The sequence below is a fragment of the Pseudomonas sp. B14(2022) genome (genome assembly GCF_012030485.1).
In the GTDB taxonomy this organism is placed as follows: Bacteria; Pseudomonadota; Gammaproteobacteria; order Pseudomonadales; family Pseudomonadaceae; genus Aquipseudomonas.
On the sequence record NZ_JAAUVM010000017.1, the window covers coordinates 64,375 to 81,156 of the forward strand.

Below are 16,782 nucleotides of genomic sequence, written 5' to 3' on the forward strand. Positions count from 1 at the left end.
GGCTCCGTTCCAGAATTCAGCAAGACTAGCGGATTGGGCAGCGCGGCGTGCCAGGAAATTCCACTGCCGCTTGCCATGGATCAATGACGCGCCTGTTGATCGGCTAGAATGGCCGCCTTGCCTTTACCGAGCCGCCCATGAATCCCGTAACCCACGCCCAGCTCGACTGGGATGACCAAGGTCGCCCGCACTCGCGGGTGTTCGATGACGTGTACTTCTCTGACCAATCGGGCCTGGAAGAAACCCGCTACGTGTTCCTCCAACAGAACCGTTTGCAGGAACGCTTCGCCGCACTACCGGCGGTCGGGCGTCTGGTGATTGGCGAAACCGGCTTCGGCACCGGCCTGAATTTTCTCTGCGCCTGGCAGTTGTTCGAGCAACACGCAGTGGCCGGCGCGCGCCTGCATTTTGTCAGCGTGGAAAAGTACCCGCTGAGCCCCGTCGACCTGCAACGCGCCCTCGCCCTCTGGCCGGAGCTGGCGCCGTTCGCCGAGCAACTGCTAGCGCAATACATCGCCATCCACCAAGGCTTCCAGCGCCTGGTGCTGGATAACGGCCGCGTCACCCTCACGCTGCTGATCGGCGATGCCCTGGAGCAACTGCCGCAACTGGATGCGCAGATCGACGCGTGGTTTCTCGACGGTTTCGCCCCGGCGAAAAACCCCGAGATGTGGACCGCCGAACTGTTCGCTGAATTGGCACGCCTGGCCGCGCCGGGCTCGACCATCAGCACCTTCACCAGCACCGGCTGGGTACGGCGCCTGATCAATGCCGCCGGCTTCAAGATGAAGCGCACGCCGGGCATCGGCCACAAGTGGGAAATCCTGCGCGGGGAGTTTCTCGGCTGGCCGGCCGAGACCCCGGCACCGGTCGCCGCCAAGCCCTGGTTCGCGCGCCCGCCCGCACACAACGGCGAGCGCCACGCCCTGGTGATCGGCGGCGGCCTGGCCGGCTGCGCCAGCGCGGCCAGCCTGGCGGCGCGGGGTTGGCAGGTCAGCCTGCTGGAGCGCCATGACGGCCTGGCCCAGGAAGCCTCGGGCAACCCACAGGGCGTTTTGTACCTCAAGCTGTCCGCCCATGGCACGGCCTTGTCGCAGATGATTGTGAGCGGGTTCGGGCATACCCGGCGCCTGCTCGAGCACCTGCAACGCGGCGTGGATTGGGACGGGTGTGGCGTGCTGCAACTGGGGTTCAATGCCAAGGAGGCCGAACGCCAGGCGAAACTGGCCGAGGCGTTCGCTCCAGCGTTGCTGCAGTTGCTGGACCGCGACCAGGCCCAGATTCGCGCCGGGGTGGGCCTGGAGCATGGTGGGTTGTTTTTCCCCGAGGGCGGCTGGGTGCATCCGCCCGCACTGTGCCAGTGGCAGGCAAGCCAGCCAGGCATCGAGGTGCACGCCCACCATGATGTGCTGGAACTGCGCAAAGTCGGCGCTCAATGGCAGGCATGGGACGGTGATCGCCTGCTGGCCAGCGCCCCCGTGGTGGTGCTGGCCGGCGCGGCCGAGGTCAAGCGCTTTGCCGCCAGCGCCGAGCTCCCCCTCAAGCGCATCCGCGGGCAGATCACCCGCTTGCCCCAGACCGCCGACAGCCAGGCCCTGGCCACCGTGGTGTGTGCCGAAGGCTATGTGGCGCCGGCTCGGCTGGGCGAGCACACACTGGGGGCCAGCTTTGATTTCAACAACGATGACCTCACCCCCACCGCCGCCGAACACGCTGGAAACCTTGAGCTACTGCAAGAGATTTCCCCGGACCTGGCACAGCGCCTGCACGCCGCCGACCTTGCCGCAGACACGCTGGAAGGCCGCGCGGCATTTCGCTGCACCAGCCCGGACTACTTGCCGATTGTCGGGCCGCTGGCCGACACCCTGGCGTTCGCCCGGGCCTACGACGCGCTACGCAAAGATGCCCGCCACACGCCACAGGCCACCTGCCCGTGGCTGGACGGCCTGTACCTCAACAGCGGCCACGGCTCGCGAGGCCTGATCACCGCGCCGCTGTCCGGCGAGTTGCTGGCGGCGTGGCTGGACAACGAACCGCTGCCTCTGCCCCGCAGCGTCGCCGAGGCCTGCCACCCGAATCGCTTTGCGGTGCGCGCGTTGGTTCGCAGCAACGTTGCAAAAACGGCCCCGTAGGCGGCGCTTCAACCCATCGGCGGCAGTTCGCAGGTGCCCTGCGCATCGAACCTCAACGCTTCCTGGGTCAGGCGTTTGAGCTCGACGAGCTCGGCACTTTGCCGCGCGCGCTGGATCACGCCCATCTGGGTGTGATAGTCAGCGTCACCCAAGGTTTCCCTCTGCGCCCAAACGGCTTCCATGCGCTCGCCAAAGGGCTGGGTCAAGGTGTCGAACGAACCGCCATGGGCGCGCCTCAGGTAACTGCTCCAAAATGGCAGCTTCACCAGATAGTTCACCAGTTGCGGGGAAAGCTCGGCCGCCTTCACCTGCGCTTCGGCAACTTCCAGCATGTGCTCGGTCACCCCAGCCAGGCTGGCGAAGCGCATATGCCGGGGCTGCCCGGGCAAATGAAAGCGCTCCACCAGCCCGGTGCGATAAGCCAGGCTGACCTCCAGCGGATCGAGCATCGGATGCTCGACGCTGTGCCGGCTGGCCATGGATTCCAGGCGGTCGAGACGAAACAGCCCCCTGGCCAACCTGAGTAGCGGCTTGGCCGTGACCCTGCCGCCCTCCACCCGCTGCGAGGCCTCGTGGATTTCAACCAGCACCTCCAGGTCACTGAAGCTCACGGCAGCGGCGTCATCACAGTTCAATGGCGTGGCCGCCCGCTCGAAGACCTCGGTACGCAGTCGGGTATCGGCGGCGGCCGCCTCGAGCACACGCCAGACGCGGCGGTTCATGTCCTCGCGCACGTGGGTGGTGTCGGCGGTACCGCCCAGGCCGGCCAGCAATGTGAACAGGCCATCGGAGCCGGGCTCATCCTTGAGCCCCAGCCAGGTCTCGGCCTTTTCGGCGAAGTGTGTCGCGCGCTCATCGCCCAGCCACAGCTGACGCGCGGTCTGCTCGTTGAGTCGCGTAATGTCATCCTCCACGAAGCCCATGCCCACGCCGATGGTGTCCCGGTAACGGTTCAAGGCCTGACGAGTGCTGGCGTCCAAAGGGTTATGCCGCAAGTTGATGACTTCGGTTTGCTCGCGCGGCGCATTGAACAACCATGCCGGCAAACTGGCGATGTCATTGTCGCGCAGGTCGAGTTGCTCCAGGTACGGAACGCGGGTAAAGCCAGTCGGCAGGCTGGTCAGCCGGCAGTTGCGCAACACCAGGTTGCGCAACTCGAACATCTTGTTGGCGATGGGCGGGTCTACCAGGGGATTGTTGCTCAGGTCGAGCACGGCCAGCCCTTTGAGGTCTGCGAGTTTGGTGCGGGTGTACTCGGTCAGTTGCAGTTGGTTATCGGCCATGTACAGTTGCCTGAGCAACGGCATGTGCTGGAGCACTTCCGGCAGCCGCGTCAGCCGATTACCGTTCAACTCCAGGCTGCGCAGTCCCTTGAAGTGCTTGAGGAAATACGCAACGTCATCGTCGAGTCCCATGCGTTTCAATGACAATTGCCGGACATGCTCGAACTGCACGTGCGCCGGCAAGGTCGGCAACGCCCCGATGGTCATGCCGTCCAGGGACAGGCTCGGCACTTTCTGATGGAGTTCATCCGGCGCCAGCGACACATATTGCCAGCAGCGCTCGATGGCCCGTGCGGCTTGGTGGCGAGCCATGCGGTGGTCTCGCAGCGCGATGTCAGAGTATGGCTGCGCCGGTTTGTCCCTGGCCCACAGCCTCAGCGTCCGCTGCAGTGCGTCATATTGCTGTTCAAGGGCGCGTACGGCCCTGGCCCGGGACAGGTGGTCGCTACCCAAGTCCTGCAGGAAGGTCGACAGGCGCCGGTCATCGAATAACGGGAAGAGTTTGCGTGCCTTGCGCACTAGGCCAGCAGGCTGTGGAGGCTGCGCAGGCGGCGCACCTTGTACACACGACAAGGCGGGGTCCTCGGGCACTGCGCGCTCCGGCCACAAATAGCGACCGATGCGATTGCGTTCGTCCTGCGCCTTGCCAATCAGTGCATGCCGCAACTGGCTGGCCCTGCCGCTCGCGGTCAGGCGCAGCGCATCGAGTTGGGCGGCAGACAAACTGTTGAGCAACGCCTCATAGAAACCTTCCGGCCCGCCGGCCAGCGCGCCCAACGCCACACCTTGCCCATCGTGGGCGCGAAAGCCCTTGGCCGACTGCACCACGATGCGGCTCATATCAGCATCTGGGTTGCCCACTTGGCCCAGGACTGTGCCCTGAACGCTGTCGCGGCGTACCTGCAAAAACAGATCCTCGGGCCAGCCCGGAACCCGGTGCAGCAACCCGGTGGCCACGCGCCGTGTCGCATCGGTGGCCAGCTCCGGCAAGTACAGGCCGGCCAGGGCGTCGTCTTCCTCCAGCGCTTCCAGGGCTTCCCGGGCCCATTGGCCGACCCGCAGCGGCACACGCCCGGTATGGCGCAAGTGCCAGCGCTCCGCCGTGGAGGCCTGGGTCAGGACCTCCCAGGCCACCCGGATCGGCAATTGCGGCAAGCGCTGCTTGAGCTGGCCGTGATCGGTCTGATCGAAGAAGTCGGCATCCATGCGCAGCCGCTCATAGACCGCCTGATGCGTGTCCTTGAGTGAAGCCGTGAGACGCCCCGTCAGTGCGGCTTGCGCCTCGTCGGCGTGGAAGGTGCCGCCGAGCAATTGCGCGGTTTCTTCGGAGTCGAGCGCGGCCAGCAAGGTGGGCAGGATCTGCCCGTTCCTGAGTTGTTGCGTGGTGAGGTGGATGCTCAAGTCCTCGTAGTCGAACGGCGCGGTGTCTGGATGGCGCTCAAGCAGGTAGCCCTCGTCGTCGAGCAGTTCGAAAAAACGCCCGCGGGGCCACCCGTCCATCAGTGGCAGGGCCAGCATCTGCACACGGGTGGTGGCCGCATCGAGCGGGGCTTGATGCTCCATTTGCCAGATCAGGTCGCGAACCCCCTGGTTCTGATTGAACCGCAGCGCACAATCGCGCAGCCGCTCCGGCAACGGCAGGTTCTGCATCGCCAGTTGCTGCAAGCGCGGCAAGGTCGAGCCGGTGATGGCGGCGATATCCTGCAGATGCCCGGCCGGGAGGGTGGTGAGACTGGGGTCCAACCGCCCCAGGATATAGTCAGGGCTGTGCCATTCATCCGGTCGCTCGAACGAGAACTGCCAGCCGCCTTGGTAGTTGTGGGTCAAGGGCGGTCGATAGGCAGAATCCCGCTGCGGATGCCGGGCCCGCCAGCGCCCGGTGCGGGAGTCAAAGACAATCGAATACAGCGCGCCGTCGACATTCACGTAGGACTGGCCATTGAGTTGGTAGACCCCACGGGGACTGGCCACAGCGCCTTCAAGCGAGACGGTATGACGATACGGCTCGGTACGACTGCGCCATAAGCGCGCGGACTTGTCGGGCAGCCGCACGGCTTTCATGCTGTCGTAGAATCCAGCGGCCGGAGGCGTGGTTCGCCACAGCCGGCCCACCACTTTCGTGCCCGCCGCGAACAACGCCATGGCGGCAAGGTTTTCCGCGATGTTCGTCAGGTGCCTGAGGGCGCCAAGCTTGTCATGGTGCAGCCAGTCATCCACCCCCTCGAACACCTCGCCAAGCAACTGCCCAACAGCCACGCCGGTCATCAGTTGGCCCACCACCGGCACCACGAACCCTGCGACGTTGAGCACCGTCAAGCCGACATCCAGGTAATCCTGGATACGCTTGCGACGCGCGTCGTCATCGGCTTGGGCATTGGGAACCGCCAATATCCGCGCATCCAGCTGGGTCTTGCCGACGCAGGCATTGAAAAAGAACGTCGACAGCTTGCCCGTTACCGGGAGCGGCGCCACCCGCACGACGATTGCCTCTTGGTCAAAACGCTCGAAAAAACCGAAACGCTCGGACTCGTCCAGGTAACCCTTGAAGAAGTCACGATAGGTACTGACGTGAAGCTTGAGGGTGAGGTAGAGCTTGAAATGCTCCAGTGATTCATAGCGGTACCACGGCCGCACGGGCTCGTTGGGCATATACACCACGATCGGGCCGCTGGAGAACCCTTCGGCCGATGCACTGGAAAACACCAATACACCCCACAGGCAGGCACCGTCGATGTTCAGGCCTTGCCAGGCCAGCGGCTGGTGGTTGAACCACAGTTGCCGGATGTCCCTGGCGGGCATATCCGCCTTGACCAGGCCCAGCAGCAACGCACGGGTCGGCGCATCGATATCGCCCTTGGCATGGGCCAGATGCAGGTCGATCTGCATGTCCACGCAACGGGATTGGCCGACCTGCGCCACCGAAGGGTTGAAGTCCTGGTCGGGCGCCACCAGGTTGAACACTTCGCGCACATGGGTCTGATAGGCCTCTCCCAGGTTCAGTTCGCGGCAGTAGCCGATAAAGGTCTGGGCGGTGAGGGTTTGCGCAATTCGGCGCCTGGGCCCGATGCGCACCACGGCAGTGGTCGGCGAGCCGCCAGGCTCGGCAGTCGCCTGGGAGAAATTCTGCATGGCCGCTTGCAGCAGGCTGTGCTTCTCCAAGTGGACGGTCTCGACCACCTGGCCGCCCAGGTCCCGGCTGACACCACTGAACGAGCGCCGGGGGATTTCCAGGGTGTCGTTTTCGATGTCCAGGCCCCCATGCCCCTTGCCGTCCAGAAATGCCTTGAGCCGTTCGGCACAGAATTTATCCAGCGGTTGCAGACGGTTCAGCAACCGGTGCAGGGTTTCACGCGGGCGCTCGCTGTCGGCATACGCCTGCTCGATGGCCTGCAGTACATGGGAATCGGCCTTGACCAACCAGGCCGGCAGCGTGTCATGCAAGACCTGCGCTTTATCCAGGTCGCCGGTGATATCCAGCAGCGCTGCCATCAATTGGTCCTGGGCCACGGGCTTAAGCGCCTGGGTCAAATCAGCTGTTTGCTTCATTCGCAATGCTCCTTTATCGCGTTGAACAATGACGCCAGACGATAAGCGCTGCGCTGCCGCAAAAGGGTTCAAATAGCTACAGATCAGTCCTCCTGACCGTCGATTTTTTGCATCTCACCTCGACTTAATTACCGCCCCTTTCACCCACGTCGCACAGGCCGCAGAGGGGTGCCGAATGGGGGGCGGCGGTTTGCCATATAACTTATTGATCTAAAACTCCGCGTATAGCCTCGGGTCAGTCCCTAGGTACCCGCCATTTTGGCGCGGGTCTTTCTATCCCTCCCCAACGGAAAAACCGGTAAGGAACCTATGTGCGGATTAGCTGGCGAGTTACGTTTCGATCTTCAACCTGCGGACCTCGCAGCCGTGGAGCGAATCACCCATCATTTGGCCCCACGCGGCCCTGACGCGTGGGGCTTCCATGCCCAAGGGCCGATTGCCCTGGGCCATCGACGCCTGAAAATCATGGACCTGTCGGACGGCTCCGCCCAACCGATGGTCGACGCCCAACTGGGCCTGTCCCTGGCATTCAACGGCGCGATCTACAACTTCCCGGAATTGCGCCAGGAGCTTGAAGCCCTGGGTTACGCCTTCTATTCCGGCGGCGACACCGAAGTGCTGCTCAAGGGTTACCACGCCTGGGGGGAAGCGCTGCTGCCCAAACTCAACGGCATGTTTGCCTTTGCCATCTGGGAGCGCGATGCCCAGCGCCTGTTCATCGCCCGTGACCGTCTCGGCGTGAAGCCGTTGTACCTGTCGCGCACCGGCCAGCGCCTGCGTTTTGCTTCGGCCCTGCCGGCGCTGCTCAAGGGCGGTGACATCAACCCGATCCTCGACCCGGTGGCACTGAATCACTATTTGAATTTCCATGCGGTGGTGCCTGCACCGCGCACCCTGCTGGCGGGTATTGAAAAACTGCCGCCGGCCACTTGGATGCGCATCGATGCCGAAGGCAACACCGAGCAGAAAACCTGGTGGACCCTGCCCTACGGCCCCCATGAGGACGAGCGCAATCTCACCCTCGAAGACTGGACCGACCGCGTGCTCGACAGCACCCGCGAAGCCGTGGCGATCCGTCAACGGGCTGCCGTGGATGTCGGTGTGCTGCTCTCCGGCGGCGTCGACTCGAGCATGCTCGTCGGCCTGCTGCGTGAAGTCGGCGTGCAGGACCTGTCGACCTTCTCCATCGGTTTTGAAGACGCCGGTGGCGAGCGTGGCGACGAGTTCCAGTATTCGGACCTGATCGCCAAGCACTACGGCACCCGTCACCACCAACTGCGCATTGCCGAAAGCGAGATCATCGAACAACTGCCGGCGGCGTTCCGCGCCATGAGCGAGCCGATGGTCAGCCATGACTGCATCGCCTTCTACCTGCTGTCGCGGGAAGTGGCCAAGCATTGCAAGGTGGTGCAGAGCGGCCAGGGCGCCGACGAGCTGTTCGCCGGTTACCACTGGTACCCGCAGGTCGACGGCGCCAGCGATCCGTATGCGGCTTATCGCGAAGCGTTCTTCGACCGCAGCTACGACGACTACGCCGCCACCGTCGCGCCCAAATGGCTGACCGCCAACGACGCGGCCGGTGACTTCGTGCGCGAGCATTTTGCGATGCCCGGCGCGGACGCCGCCGTGGACAAGGCCCTGCGCCTGGACAGCACGGTGATGTTGGTGGATGACCCGGTCAAACGTGTCGACAACATGACCATGGCCTGGGGCCTGGAAGCCCGCACACCGTTCCTCGACTACCGCCTGGTGGAATTGTCAGCCCGCGTGCCCGGCAAATTCAAATTGCCCGACGGTGGCAAGCAAGTGTTGAAAGAGGCCGCACGCCGGGTCATCCCGAGCGAAGTCATCGACCGCAAGAAAGGCTACTTCCCGGTGCCGGGCCTCAAGCATTTACAAGGCAACACCCTGAACTGGGTGCGCGAATTGCTGCTGGACCCAAGCCAGGATCGCGGCCTGTTCAACCCGGCCATGCTCGACCGCCTGCTCACCGACCCGCAGGGCCAATTGACCCCGCTGCGCGGCTCGAAGCTGTGGCAACTGGCAGCGCTGAACCTGTGGCTCAGCGAACAAGGAATCTGATTGATGAAACCCCATGCAGCGGCTTACAGCCAACGCTTGTTGAAGGGCCAGGCACCGACCTACGAGCGCCTGCAAGCGCGCCTGGCCGAAGATGGCAGCCCGCTGGCCGCCGAGCCGATCGCGGTGCATTGCGGTTGGGGCCGGCTGTTGATCGGCCACACCTTCCCCGACCCGGCCAGCCTGGCCCAGGAACTGCTCAACGAGCAGCCCGGCGAGCGCGACATCGCGCTGTACGTGGCCGCGCCCCAGCAGATCCTCGGGATCGATCCGCAACAGTTGTTCCTCGACCCGTCCGACACCCTGCGCCTGTGGTTCAGCGACTATCGCCCGTCGACCCGGGTATTTCGCGGCTTCCGCATTCGCCGGGTGCAGACCGAGGCCGACTGGCGGGCGGTCAACCAGTTGTATCAGGGCCGCGGCATGTTGCCGGTCGATGCCGAGCGCCTCACGCCGCGCCATGAAGGTGGCCCGGTGTATTGGCTCGCAGAAGACGAAGACAGTGGCGCGGTGATCGGCAGCGTGATGGGCCTCAATCACCAGAAAGCCTTCCACGACCCGGAAAACGGGTGCAGCCTGTGGTGCCTGGCGGTCGACCCGCAGTGCACACGCCCCGGTGTGGGCGAAGTGTTGGTGCGCCATCTGGTGGAACACTTTATGAGCCGTGGCTTGAGTTATCTGGACCTGTCGGTGCTGCACGATAACCGACAGGCCAAGAACCTCTACGCCAAGCTCGGCTTCCGTGCGCTGACCACCTTTGCGATCAAGCGCAAGAACGGTATCAACCAGCCGCTGTTCCTCGGCCCCGGCCCGCAGGCGGGGTTCAACCCGTATGCGCGGATCATTGTCGAAGAAGCGCATCGACGCGGCATTGATGTGCAGGTGGACGACGCCGATGCCGGCCTGTTTACCCTCAGCCATGGTGGGCGCCGCGTGCGTTGCCGGGAGTCGCTGAGCGACCTGACCAGCGCCATCAGCATGACCCTGTGCCAGGACAAGAGCCTCACCCACAAGGTGTTGAAAGCGGCGGGTTTGAAACTGCCTGCGCAACAACTGGCAGGCAGCGCCGATGACAACCTGGAGTTCCTCGACGAACACCAGCGCATTGTGGTCAAGCCGCTGGATGGCGAGCAAGGCCAGGGCGTGGCGGTGGATCTGCAGAGCATCGAAGAGGTGCAGCAGGCGATCGAAGCGGCGCGGCAGTTCGACAGCCGCGTGTTGCTGGAAAGCTTCCACGAAGGCCTGGACCTGCGCATTTTGGTGATTGGCTTTGAGGTAGTCGCCGCCGCGATTCGCCGCCCCGCCGAAGTGACCGGTGACGGCCAGCATTCCATTGGTGCGCTGATCGAAGCCCAGAGCCGACGCCGTCAGGCGGCCACTGACGGCGAAAGCAAAATCCCCGTAGATGCCGAAACCGAACGCACCCTGCACGCCGCCGGCTACGACTACAGCAGCATCCTGCCCCGTGGCAAAACGCTCGCCGTGCGCCGTACCGCCAACCTGCACACCGGCGGTTGCCTGGAAGACGTCACGGCGATCCTCCACCCCACGCTGGTGGACGCCGCCGTGCGCGCCGCCCGCGCCCTGGACATCCCCATGGTCGGCCTGGACCTGATGGTGCCCGCTGCCGATCAGCCCGAGTACGTGTTTATCGAAGCCAACGAACGGGCCGGCCTGGCCAATCATGACCCGCAGCCGACGGCGGAGAAGTTTGTGGACCTGTTATTCCCCCATAGCCAGCCGACGGCTCAATAACCCTGTGGCGAGCGGGCTTGCCCCGCGTTGGGCTGCGAAGCAGCCCCAAAGGCTGCCAATGAGGGTTGACTGAAAGAGCGCGGCGCCCGGATTGAGGGCTGCTTCGCAGCCCAACACGGGGCAAGCCCGCTCGCCACAACAAGCCCCACTGGTCACAACAAGCCCCACTGGCCACAGAATTTCCCTTATTCCATCAGGAGTCTTTATGAGCCGAACCATTCCCGAACCGGATCTCAACTACCTGCAAAAAGTGCTGCTGGAAATGCTCGCCATTCCCAGCCCCACCGGGTTCACCGACACCATCGTGCGCTACGTCGCCGAGCGCCTGGAAGAGCTGGGCATCCCGTTTGAAATGACCCGGCGCGGGACCATTCGCGCCACCCTCAAGGGCCAGAAAAACAGCCCCGACCGCGCCGTGTCCGCGCACCTCGACACCATCGGCGCCGCCGTGCGCGCGATCAAGGACAATGGCCGCCTGACCCTTGCGCCGGTGGGCTGCTGGTCGAGCCGCTTTGCCGAAGGCAGTCGCGTCAGCCTGTTCACCGACAACGGCGTGATCCGTGGCAGCGTGTTGCCATTGATGGCCTCCGGGCACGCGTTCAACACCGCCGTGGATGAAATGCCGGTGAGCTGGGACCACGTGGAATTGCGCCTGGATGCCTACTGCGCCACCCGCGCCGATTGCGATTCCTTGGGGATCGGCATTGGCGACTACGTGGCGTTCGATCCGTTGCCCGAGTTCACCGAGAGCGGGCATATCAGTGCCCGCCACCTGGACGATAAAGCCGGTGTCGCCGCACTGTTGGCTGCGCTCAAGGCCATCGTCGACAGCGGCGAGCCCTTGCTGATCGACTGCCACCCGCTTTTCACCATCACCGAAGAAACCGGCAGCGGCGCTGCGGCGGCCCTGCCTTGGGATGTGAGTGAGTTTGTCGGCATCGATATCGCCCCCGTCGCCCCCGGCCAGCACTCCAGCGAGCACTCGGTCAGCGTGGCCATGCAGGATTCCGGCGGGCCGTATGACTATCACCTCTCCCGCCACTTGCTGCGCCTGGCCTCGGATAACGACTTGCCCGTGCGCCGCGACCTGTTCCGCTATTATTTCAGCGATGCCCACTCGGCGGTGACTGCAGGTCATGACATCCGCACCGCCTTACTGGCGTTCGGTTGCGATGCGACCCACGGTTATGAGCGCACCCATATCGACAGCCTGGCCGCCCTGAGCCGTCTGCTGGGCGCGTATATCCTCAGCCCGCCGGTGTTTGCCAGTGACGCACAACCGGCCCAGGGCTCACTGGATCGCTTCAGTCATCAGATCGAGCACGAAACGCAGATGGAGAGCGACACGCGTGTACCGTCGGTGGACAGCCTGGTCGGTCAGAAGTCCTGACGCTGGCAACTGCGGTCCCGGCGCAGTAGCATCGCCGGGATCCATCACCTGAGGCTTGTATGCTGATTCCCTACGACGCACTTGAAGTCGACACCCTGACCCGCCTTATCGAAGACTTCGTGACCCGCGACGGCACCGACAATGGCGACGACACGCCCCTGGAAACCCGCGTACTGCGCGTACGCCAGGCGCTGACCAAGGGCCAGGCGCTGATCGTGTTCGACCCGGACAGCGAGCAGTGCCAGTTGATGCTCAAGCACGATGTGCCCAAGCATCTGTTCGACTGACTCAGGGGGTGGTGGCGGGCTGGGGTTGCGGGGTTTGATGTTCACGGATCTTTTGGTAGACCTCGGCGCGGTGCACATGCACCCCGACGGGTGCGGCAATACCGAATTTCACGTGGTTACCGTTCAACTCAAGAATATGCACGGTGATGTCATCGCCGATGGCGATGATTTCGCCCACGGCGCGGCTTAAGACCAGCATGGCGGTTGTCCTTATCCAATAACAGGACCCCGACCATGCGCGCCGGGTCTGGCCGCAGCAATGCCTCGCGGCAAAATCAGGCAATACTTACTTAAGCAGGTAAATTGCCTGACAGACTACCGCCTGATTACCCCTTAACAGCCTGAGCCTTGGCCCTCATCTTGTCGGCCATGGTGGTCATTTCGTCATAGAGCAACTGCGGGTTCTTCTGCTTCAATGCCCACGCCATCCGCCCTTGCTCATGGGGCAGGATCATGAATTCGCCCTGCGCTACACGCTGGTAGATGTAGTCGGCAATGTCCGCCGCCGAGATCGGCGAACTCTCCAACAGCTTGCCTACCTGTGCCTTCATCGCGGGTGTGGGCCCACGAAACGAATCCAACAGGTTGGTCTGGAAGAACGACGGGCACACCACGTGCACGCCGACTTCCTGCTGCTTGAGCTCCACCAGCAAACTCTCCGACAGCGCCACCACACCCGCCTTGGCCACGTTGTAGTTGCTCATGGCCGGCCCCTGCATCAGGGCTGCCATCGAGGCGATGTTGATGATGCGGCCCTTGCTCTTTTCCAGCAGTGGCAGGAACGCCTTGCAGCCCTTGACCACGCCCATCAGGTTGATTGCGATCTGCCAGTCCCAGTCCTCCAGGGACAGCTCGGCAAAGAAACCACCCGAGGCCACGCCGGCGTTGTTGACGATCACATCAATGCCGCCCAACTTCACTTCGCAGGCCTGGGCAAACGCGGTGAGCTGGCTGTAGTCGCGCACGTCGCAGCGCTGGATAAACCCATCACCACCGGCTTCGCGCACTAATTTCAGGGTTTCCTGCAGGCCTGGCTCGCTGACATCCGACAAGGCCAACTGCCAACCCTCACGGGCCCAGCGCAGAGCGATTTCACGACCCAGGCCGGACCCGGCGCCAGTGATCATCATGCGATTTTGCATAGGAAGTAGCCTTGTGGTTCACAGAAGAAGTGATCGGCAGTGTAGCGAAGGTTTTTCCTGCACCCACTCACCATCAGATTGATGAATGCCCCAGGCAAACCGCGGGCCGGGTCGGATGCCTGCCCTCAGCCTAAGTTCAATGTTTTTCAACTAATAAGCGGTGAATGCGCGTGAATTAAAAGAAATAAGCGACTGATCGAAATGCTTTAAAAAAACATGGAATTTTCTACGAAGCGCCAGAGTCGGAGTTGTTAAGGCGTCTGTAATTAACTCTGCAGGCCTATCGTTAAACAACCGGTCTTTGCAGAAAGACAACAAGGAAAAAAACCATGAGCCTCATTCTGATCATTATCTTGATCCTCCTGCTGGTCGGTGGCCTGCCGGTATTCCCGCACTCGCGTAACTGGGGTTATGGCCCGTCGGGTATCCTCGGTGTCGTGCTGGTTGTCCTGCTGGTGTTGTTGTTACTCGGCCGGATATAAAATCCGGATAAAAAAAAGAGGCCTGTTAAGGCCTCTTTTTTATTGCCGGTTAGTTAGTCCGGCTTGCCGTTAACCACGCCGGCAGTGTTATCCAGCAGGCTCTTGGTCGCCGTTTGCAGGAACGACTCAAGTTTCTGCTTCAAGGCAGTCTCGTCCGGCGACTCGGCAATCACTTTCCCGGTCGGGTTTGCGCCCAGTTCGTATTCCCACAGCTTCGGTGGCATTTCCTTGGGCAGTACCAGAATGCGGTTTGCGGTGACCAAGGCCACGGTCTGGTCGCTGCCCGATGGTTTGATCACGCCAAAGCCCTTGTCGCCTTCCGGCAGGTTCAGCAGGTCGCGGCCCCAGCATTGGTGCAGAGTGTCGCCACCCAGGCGGCCCATGATGGTCGGCACGATGTCGATCTGGGTGCCCACGGTGTGGTCACGCTCGCCGAACTTCTCCTGTATGCCCGGTGCAATCATCAGCATCGGTACGTTGAAGCGGCCCAGGTCCATCTCAGTGATCTGCTGTTCGTTGCCGAAGCCGTGGTCGCCCACGATCACGAACAGGGTTTCCTTGAAGTACGGCTCCTTGCGGGCCTTTTCAAAGAACTGGCCCAGGGCCCAGTCGGAGTAACGCATGGCCGTCAAATGCTCGTTGAGGCTGCCACGGTCAGTGACTTTCTCCACCGGCAATGGCGTTGGCAACGCGTACGGCGTGTGGTTGGACAGGGTTTGCAGGAGTGCGTAGAACGGCTTGCCGCCTTCACGGGCCTTCAACTCTTCCAGGCCACGGTTGAACATGTCCTGGTCGGACACGCCCCACGTCGGGTCGGAGAACACCGGGTCGACGAAGTCGTTGCGGCCGATGAAGTTGGTCATGCCCTGGTTGCTGAAGAAGCCCGACTGGTTGTCCCAGGCAAAGTCGCCGTTGTAGACATACACGTCGTTGAAATCACGGGCGCTGAGCAACTGCGGCAGGCCTGACAGCTTGTGGCTGCCTTCCGGGGTCTGCATCAGGTATTCAAAGCCCGGCAGGTTCGGGAAACAGGCCATGGTGGCGAACATACCCTGGTGGGTGTGGGTGCCGTTGGAGAAGAAACGATCGAACAGCAGGCCTTCTTTGGACAGTTTGTCGAAGGATGGCGTGATGTTGCCCGGACGACCCAGGGCGCCTACCGAGTGACCGGCGAAGCTTTCCATCAGGATCACGACCACGTTCTTGATCGGCAGGGTCTTCTCGGCCGGTGGCGTGTAGTCACGGCGCACGGCGGCGATGTCGGTATCGACCAGTTTCTCTTGCGGCAGCACCAGCATGTCACGCACGGTCTGGGTCGCCAGCGGTTGGTCGAGGGTCGCCTTCCAGATATTGGAGCGGTCTTCACCGAACCGGGCCTTGGCCGCCGCGATCAGCGACAAGGTGCCATTAAGGCCCAACTGGTTGGCGAAGTTCGAATCGGTGGTGTAGACATCACCCCAACGCAGCGGCGGGCCCTGGCGCAGGGTGCCACGGGCGGCAACCACGGCAATCAGCAGGCACACCACGAACACCGCGATGCGGCTGTACCACGGCGCCACTTGCCGCGTACCAATGCTGCCGCCACTGAACGGGCCACGTGGGCGCGTGGCGCGATCAGCGCCCTTGAACGCCATGCTCAGGATCAACGTGCCCACGGCCCAGGCCAGCAGGTAGCGCACCACCGGGAAACCGTACCAGAGCATGCTCATCACGGTTTTCGGGTCTTCCTTCACGTACTGGAAGACCAGGCCGTTGAGGCGCTGGTGGAACTCGCGATAGAAGTCCATCTCCATCAAGCCCAGGAACAGGGCGATGCTGGACGCAATGGTCAGCCAGAAGCGGAAAAACCCACGCGCGGCCATGGCCCGTACGCTGAACAGGGCCAGCAGCAGCGGGATCAGCAGGTAGACCACCAGGCGGATGTCAAAACGCAGGCCGTTGGCGAACGCTTCAAGGAAAGTCGAGGCCGGCGTGTCGAGGATCATCTCGCGGTTGTAGACCAGCAGCGCCAGGCGCAGCAGGGAGAGCATCACCATCATGACCAGTGCGCAGAGCAGCGTGTACGCCAGATGGGATTTGACGGTCGGTTGCAGCAGGCGATTAGAAGCTCGCTGCTGACTCAGGGCGTCCGGGTTTGCCATGTCGTTTCAGGACCCATTGGAAGTTTAAGTGACGAAGTTTTACGGTGGCGCGAATGGTGCCCGATCAATGGCATCAAGGCTATTAATTACTGAGCGAGCACTGCTACGCCGCCTTTAAAAGCACCTGAGGCAGGGCCTTGGCAGGGAGATACAGCCGGCGGATTGTCTTGGATAAGATGTGAAAATTTTGTGCAGCGAATATATCGATACACAAATCTCTGGAGGGCGCTGAAGACCAATGTGGGGGGGGCGGTGCGACGATTCGACTGCTCCCTCCCACACTTACTGCTCACTCTCCAAGTGAGTGAGAGGTCAGATCCGCACGTTACCGCGCGGCCCTGCAATGGCCCAGATGATCAGGCCCAGTACCGGCAAGAGCAGGATCAACAGGATCCACAAGACCTTGGCGCCGGTACTCGCGCCGCTTTTGAACACGTTGATGATCGCCCAGATATCCAGCGCCAGGATGATCAGCCCGATCAAGCCATTAAAAGTGGAACCCATGGTGTCGCTCCTAAGTGAGGGCATGCCCTTGTAGGATAGCC

11 protein-coding genes are annotated in these 16,782 nt (G+C 62.7%); 6 read left to right on the forward strand and 5 right to left on the reverse strand.

What is annotated here, in order from left to right:
• The first annotated feature begins 137 nt into the window (after positions 1-137).
• Entirely contained in the window at positions 138-2,132 is a 1,995-nt protein-coding gene (mnmC, locus tag HCF10_RS22265; RefSeq protein WP_167656421.1) for a bifunctional tRNA (5-methylaminomethyl-2-thiouridine)(34)-methyltransferase MnmD/FAD-dependent 5-carboxymethylaminomethyl-2-thiouridine(34) oxidoreductase MnmC, read from the forward strand.
• 8 nt (positions 2,133-2,140) lie between these two features.
• Here mnmC and HCF10_RS22270 read toward each other — a convergent pair whose 3' ends face one another.
• Positions 2,141-6,961: an NEL-type E3 ubiquitin ligase domain-containing protein gene (locus HCF10_RS22270; protein ID WP_167656422.1), complete on the reverse strand. Its 4,821-nt coding sequence runs from the start codon at positions 6,959-6,961 to the stop codon at positions 2,141-2,143.
• A gap of 309 nt (positions 6,962-7,270) precedes the next feature.
• Between HCF10_RS22270 and HCF10_RS22275 the strand changes: the two genes are divergently transcribed.
• The 4 genes from HCF10_RS22275 (at position 7,271) to HCF10_RS22290 (ending at position 12,472) form a co-directional block, all read left to right on the forward strand.
• Positions 7,271-9,043, forward strand: a complete 1,773-nt coding sequence (locus HCF10_RS22275) for an N-acetylglutaminylglutamine amidotransferase (protein WP_167656423.1) — start codon at positions 7,271-7,273, stop codon at positions 9,041-9,043.
• Between the two features lie 3 nt (positions 9,044-9,046).
• On the forward strand, positions 9,047-10,795 hold the full coding sequence (gene ngg, locus HCF10_RS22280) for an N-acetylglutaminylglutamine synthetase (protein WP_131700390.1): 1,749 nt from the start codon (positions 9,047-9,049) through the stop codon (positions 10,793-10,795).
• Between the two features lie 205 nt (positions 10,796-11,000).
• Entirely contained in the window at positions 11,001-12,185 is a 1,185-nt protein-coding gene (locus tag HCF10_RS22285) for an osmoprotectant NAGGN system M42 family peptidase (RefSeq protein ID WP_131700389.1), read from the forward strand.
• Between the two features lie 59 nt (positions 12,186-12,244).
• Positions 12,245-12,472 carry a YheU family protein gene (locus tag HCF10_RS22290; protein ID WP_003236706.1) on the forward strand — a complete coding sequence of 76 codons (228 nt, stop codon included), beginning with the start codon at positions 12,245-12,247 and terminating at the stop codon, positions 12,470-12,472.
• 1 nt (position 12,473) lies between these two features.
• On the opposite strand, the gene csrA is transcribed toward HCF10_RS22290, so the two are convergent.
• Both csrA and HCF10_RS22300 read right to left on the reverse strand, forming a co-directional pair.
• On the reverse strand, positions 12,474-12,671 hold the full coding sequence (gene csrA / locus HCF10_RS22295) for a carbon storage regulator CsrA (RefSeq protein ID WP_131700388.1): 198 nt from the start codon (positions 12,669-12,671) through the stop codon (positions 12,474-12,476).
• Positions 12,672-12,798: 127 nt separating this feature from the next.
• On the reverse strand, positions 12,799-13,614 hold the full coding sequence (locus tag HCF10_RS22300) for an SDR family oxidoreductase (RefSeq protein WP_090406965.1): 816 nt from the start codon (positions 13,612-13,614) through the stop codon (positions 12,799-12,801).
• A 329-nt stretch (positions 13,615-13,943) separates the two neighbouring features.
• On the opposite strand from HCF10_RS22300, the gene HCF10_RS22305 reads away from it, so the two are divergent.
• Positions 13,944-14,096 carry a DUF3309 family protein gene (locus tag HCF10_RS22305; RefSeq protein WP_015885095.1) on the forward strand — a complete coding sequence of 51 codons (153 nt, stop codon included), beginning with the start codon at positions 13,944-13,946 and terminating at the stop codon, positions 14,094-14,096.
• Between the two features lie 53 nt (positions 14,097-14,149).
• Here HCF10_RS22305 and HCF10_RS22310 read toward each other — a convergent pair whose 3' ends face one another.
• On the reverse strand, positions 14,150-16,237 hold the full coding sequence (locus HCF10_RS22310; RefSeq protein ID WP_167656424.1) for an LTA synthase family protein: 2,088 nt from the start codon (positions 16,235-16,237) through the stop codon (positions 14,150-14,152).
• Between the two features lie 312 nt (positions 16,238-16,549).
• Positions 16,550-16,741 (reverse strand): PLDc N-terminal domain-containing protein, encoded by a 192-nt coding sequence (locus tag HCF10_RS22315; protein WP_003172956.1) that lies wholly within the window; start codon positions 16,739-16,741, stop codon positions 16,550-16,552.
• Positions 16,742-16,782 lie beyond the last annotated feature (41 nt).

What these genes read in the sequence shown, in the direction of transcription:
- HCF10_RS22300 (WP_090406965.1), bottom strand. Translation starts at nt 13,614, where the DNA reads ATGCAAAATCGCATGATGATCACTGGCGCCGGGTCCGGCCTGGGTCGT.
- HCF10_RS22315 (WP_003172956.1), bottom strand. Translation starts at nt 16,741, where the DNA reads ATGGGTTCCACTTTTAATGGCTTGATCGGGCTGATCATCCTGGCGCTG.
- mnmC (WP_167656421.1), top strand. Translation starts at nt 138, where the DNA reads ATGAATCCCGTAACCCACGCCCAGCTCGACTGGGATGACCAAGGTCGC.
- HCF10_RS22310 (WP_167656424.1), bottom strand. Translation starts at nt 16,237, where the DNA reads ATGGCAAACCCGGACGCCCTGAGTCAGCAGCGAGCTTCTAATCGCCTG.
- HCF10_RS22275 (WP_167656423.1), top strand. Translation starts at nt 7,271, where the DNA reads ATGTGCGGATTAGCTGGCGAGTTACGTTTCGATCTTCAACCTGCGGAC.
- HCF10_RS22285 (WP_131700389.1), top strand. Translation starts at nt 11,001, where the DNA reads ATGAGCCGAACCATTCCCGAACCGGATCTCAACTACCTGCAAAAAGTG.
- HCF10_RS22305 (WP_015885095.1), top strand. Translation starts at nt 13,944, where the DNA reads ATGAGCCTCATTCTGATCATTATCTTGATCCTCCTGCTGGTCGGTGGC.
- HCF10_RS22290 (WP_003236706.1), top strand. Translation starts at nt 12,245, where the DNA reads ATGCTGATTCCCTACGACGCACTTGAAGTCGACACCCTGACCCGCCTT.
- ngg (WP_131700390.1), top strand. Translation starts at nt 9,047, where the DNA reads ATGAAACCCCATGCAGCGGCTTACAGCCAACGCTTGTTGAAGGGCCAG.
- HCF10_RS22270 (WP_167656422.1), bottom strand. Translation starts at nt 6,961, where the DNA reads ATGAAGCAAACAGCTGATTTGACCCAGGCGCTTAAGCCCGTGGCCCAG.
- csrA (WP_131700388.1), bottom strand. Translation starts at nt 12,671, where the DNA reads ATGCTGGTCTTAAGCCGCGCCGTGGGCGAAATCATCGCCATCGGCGAT.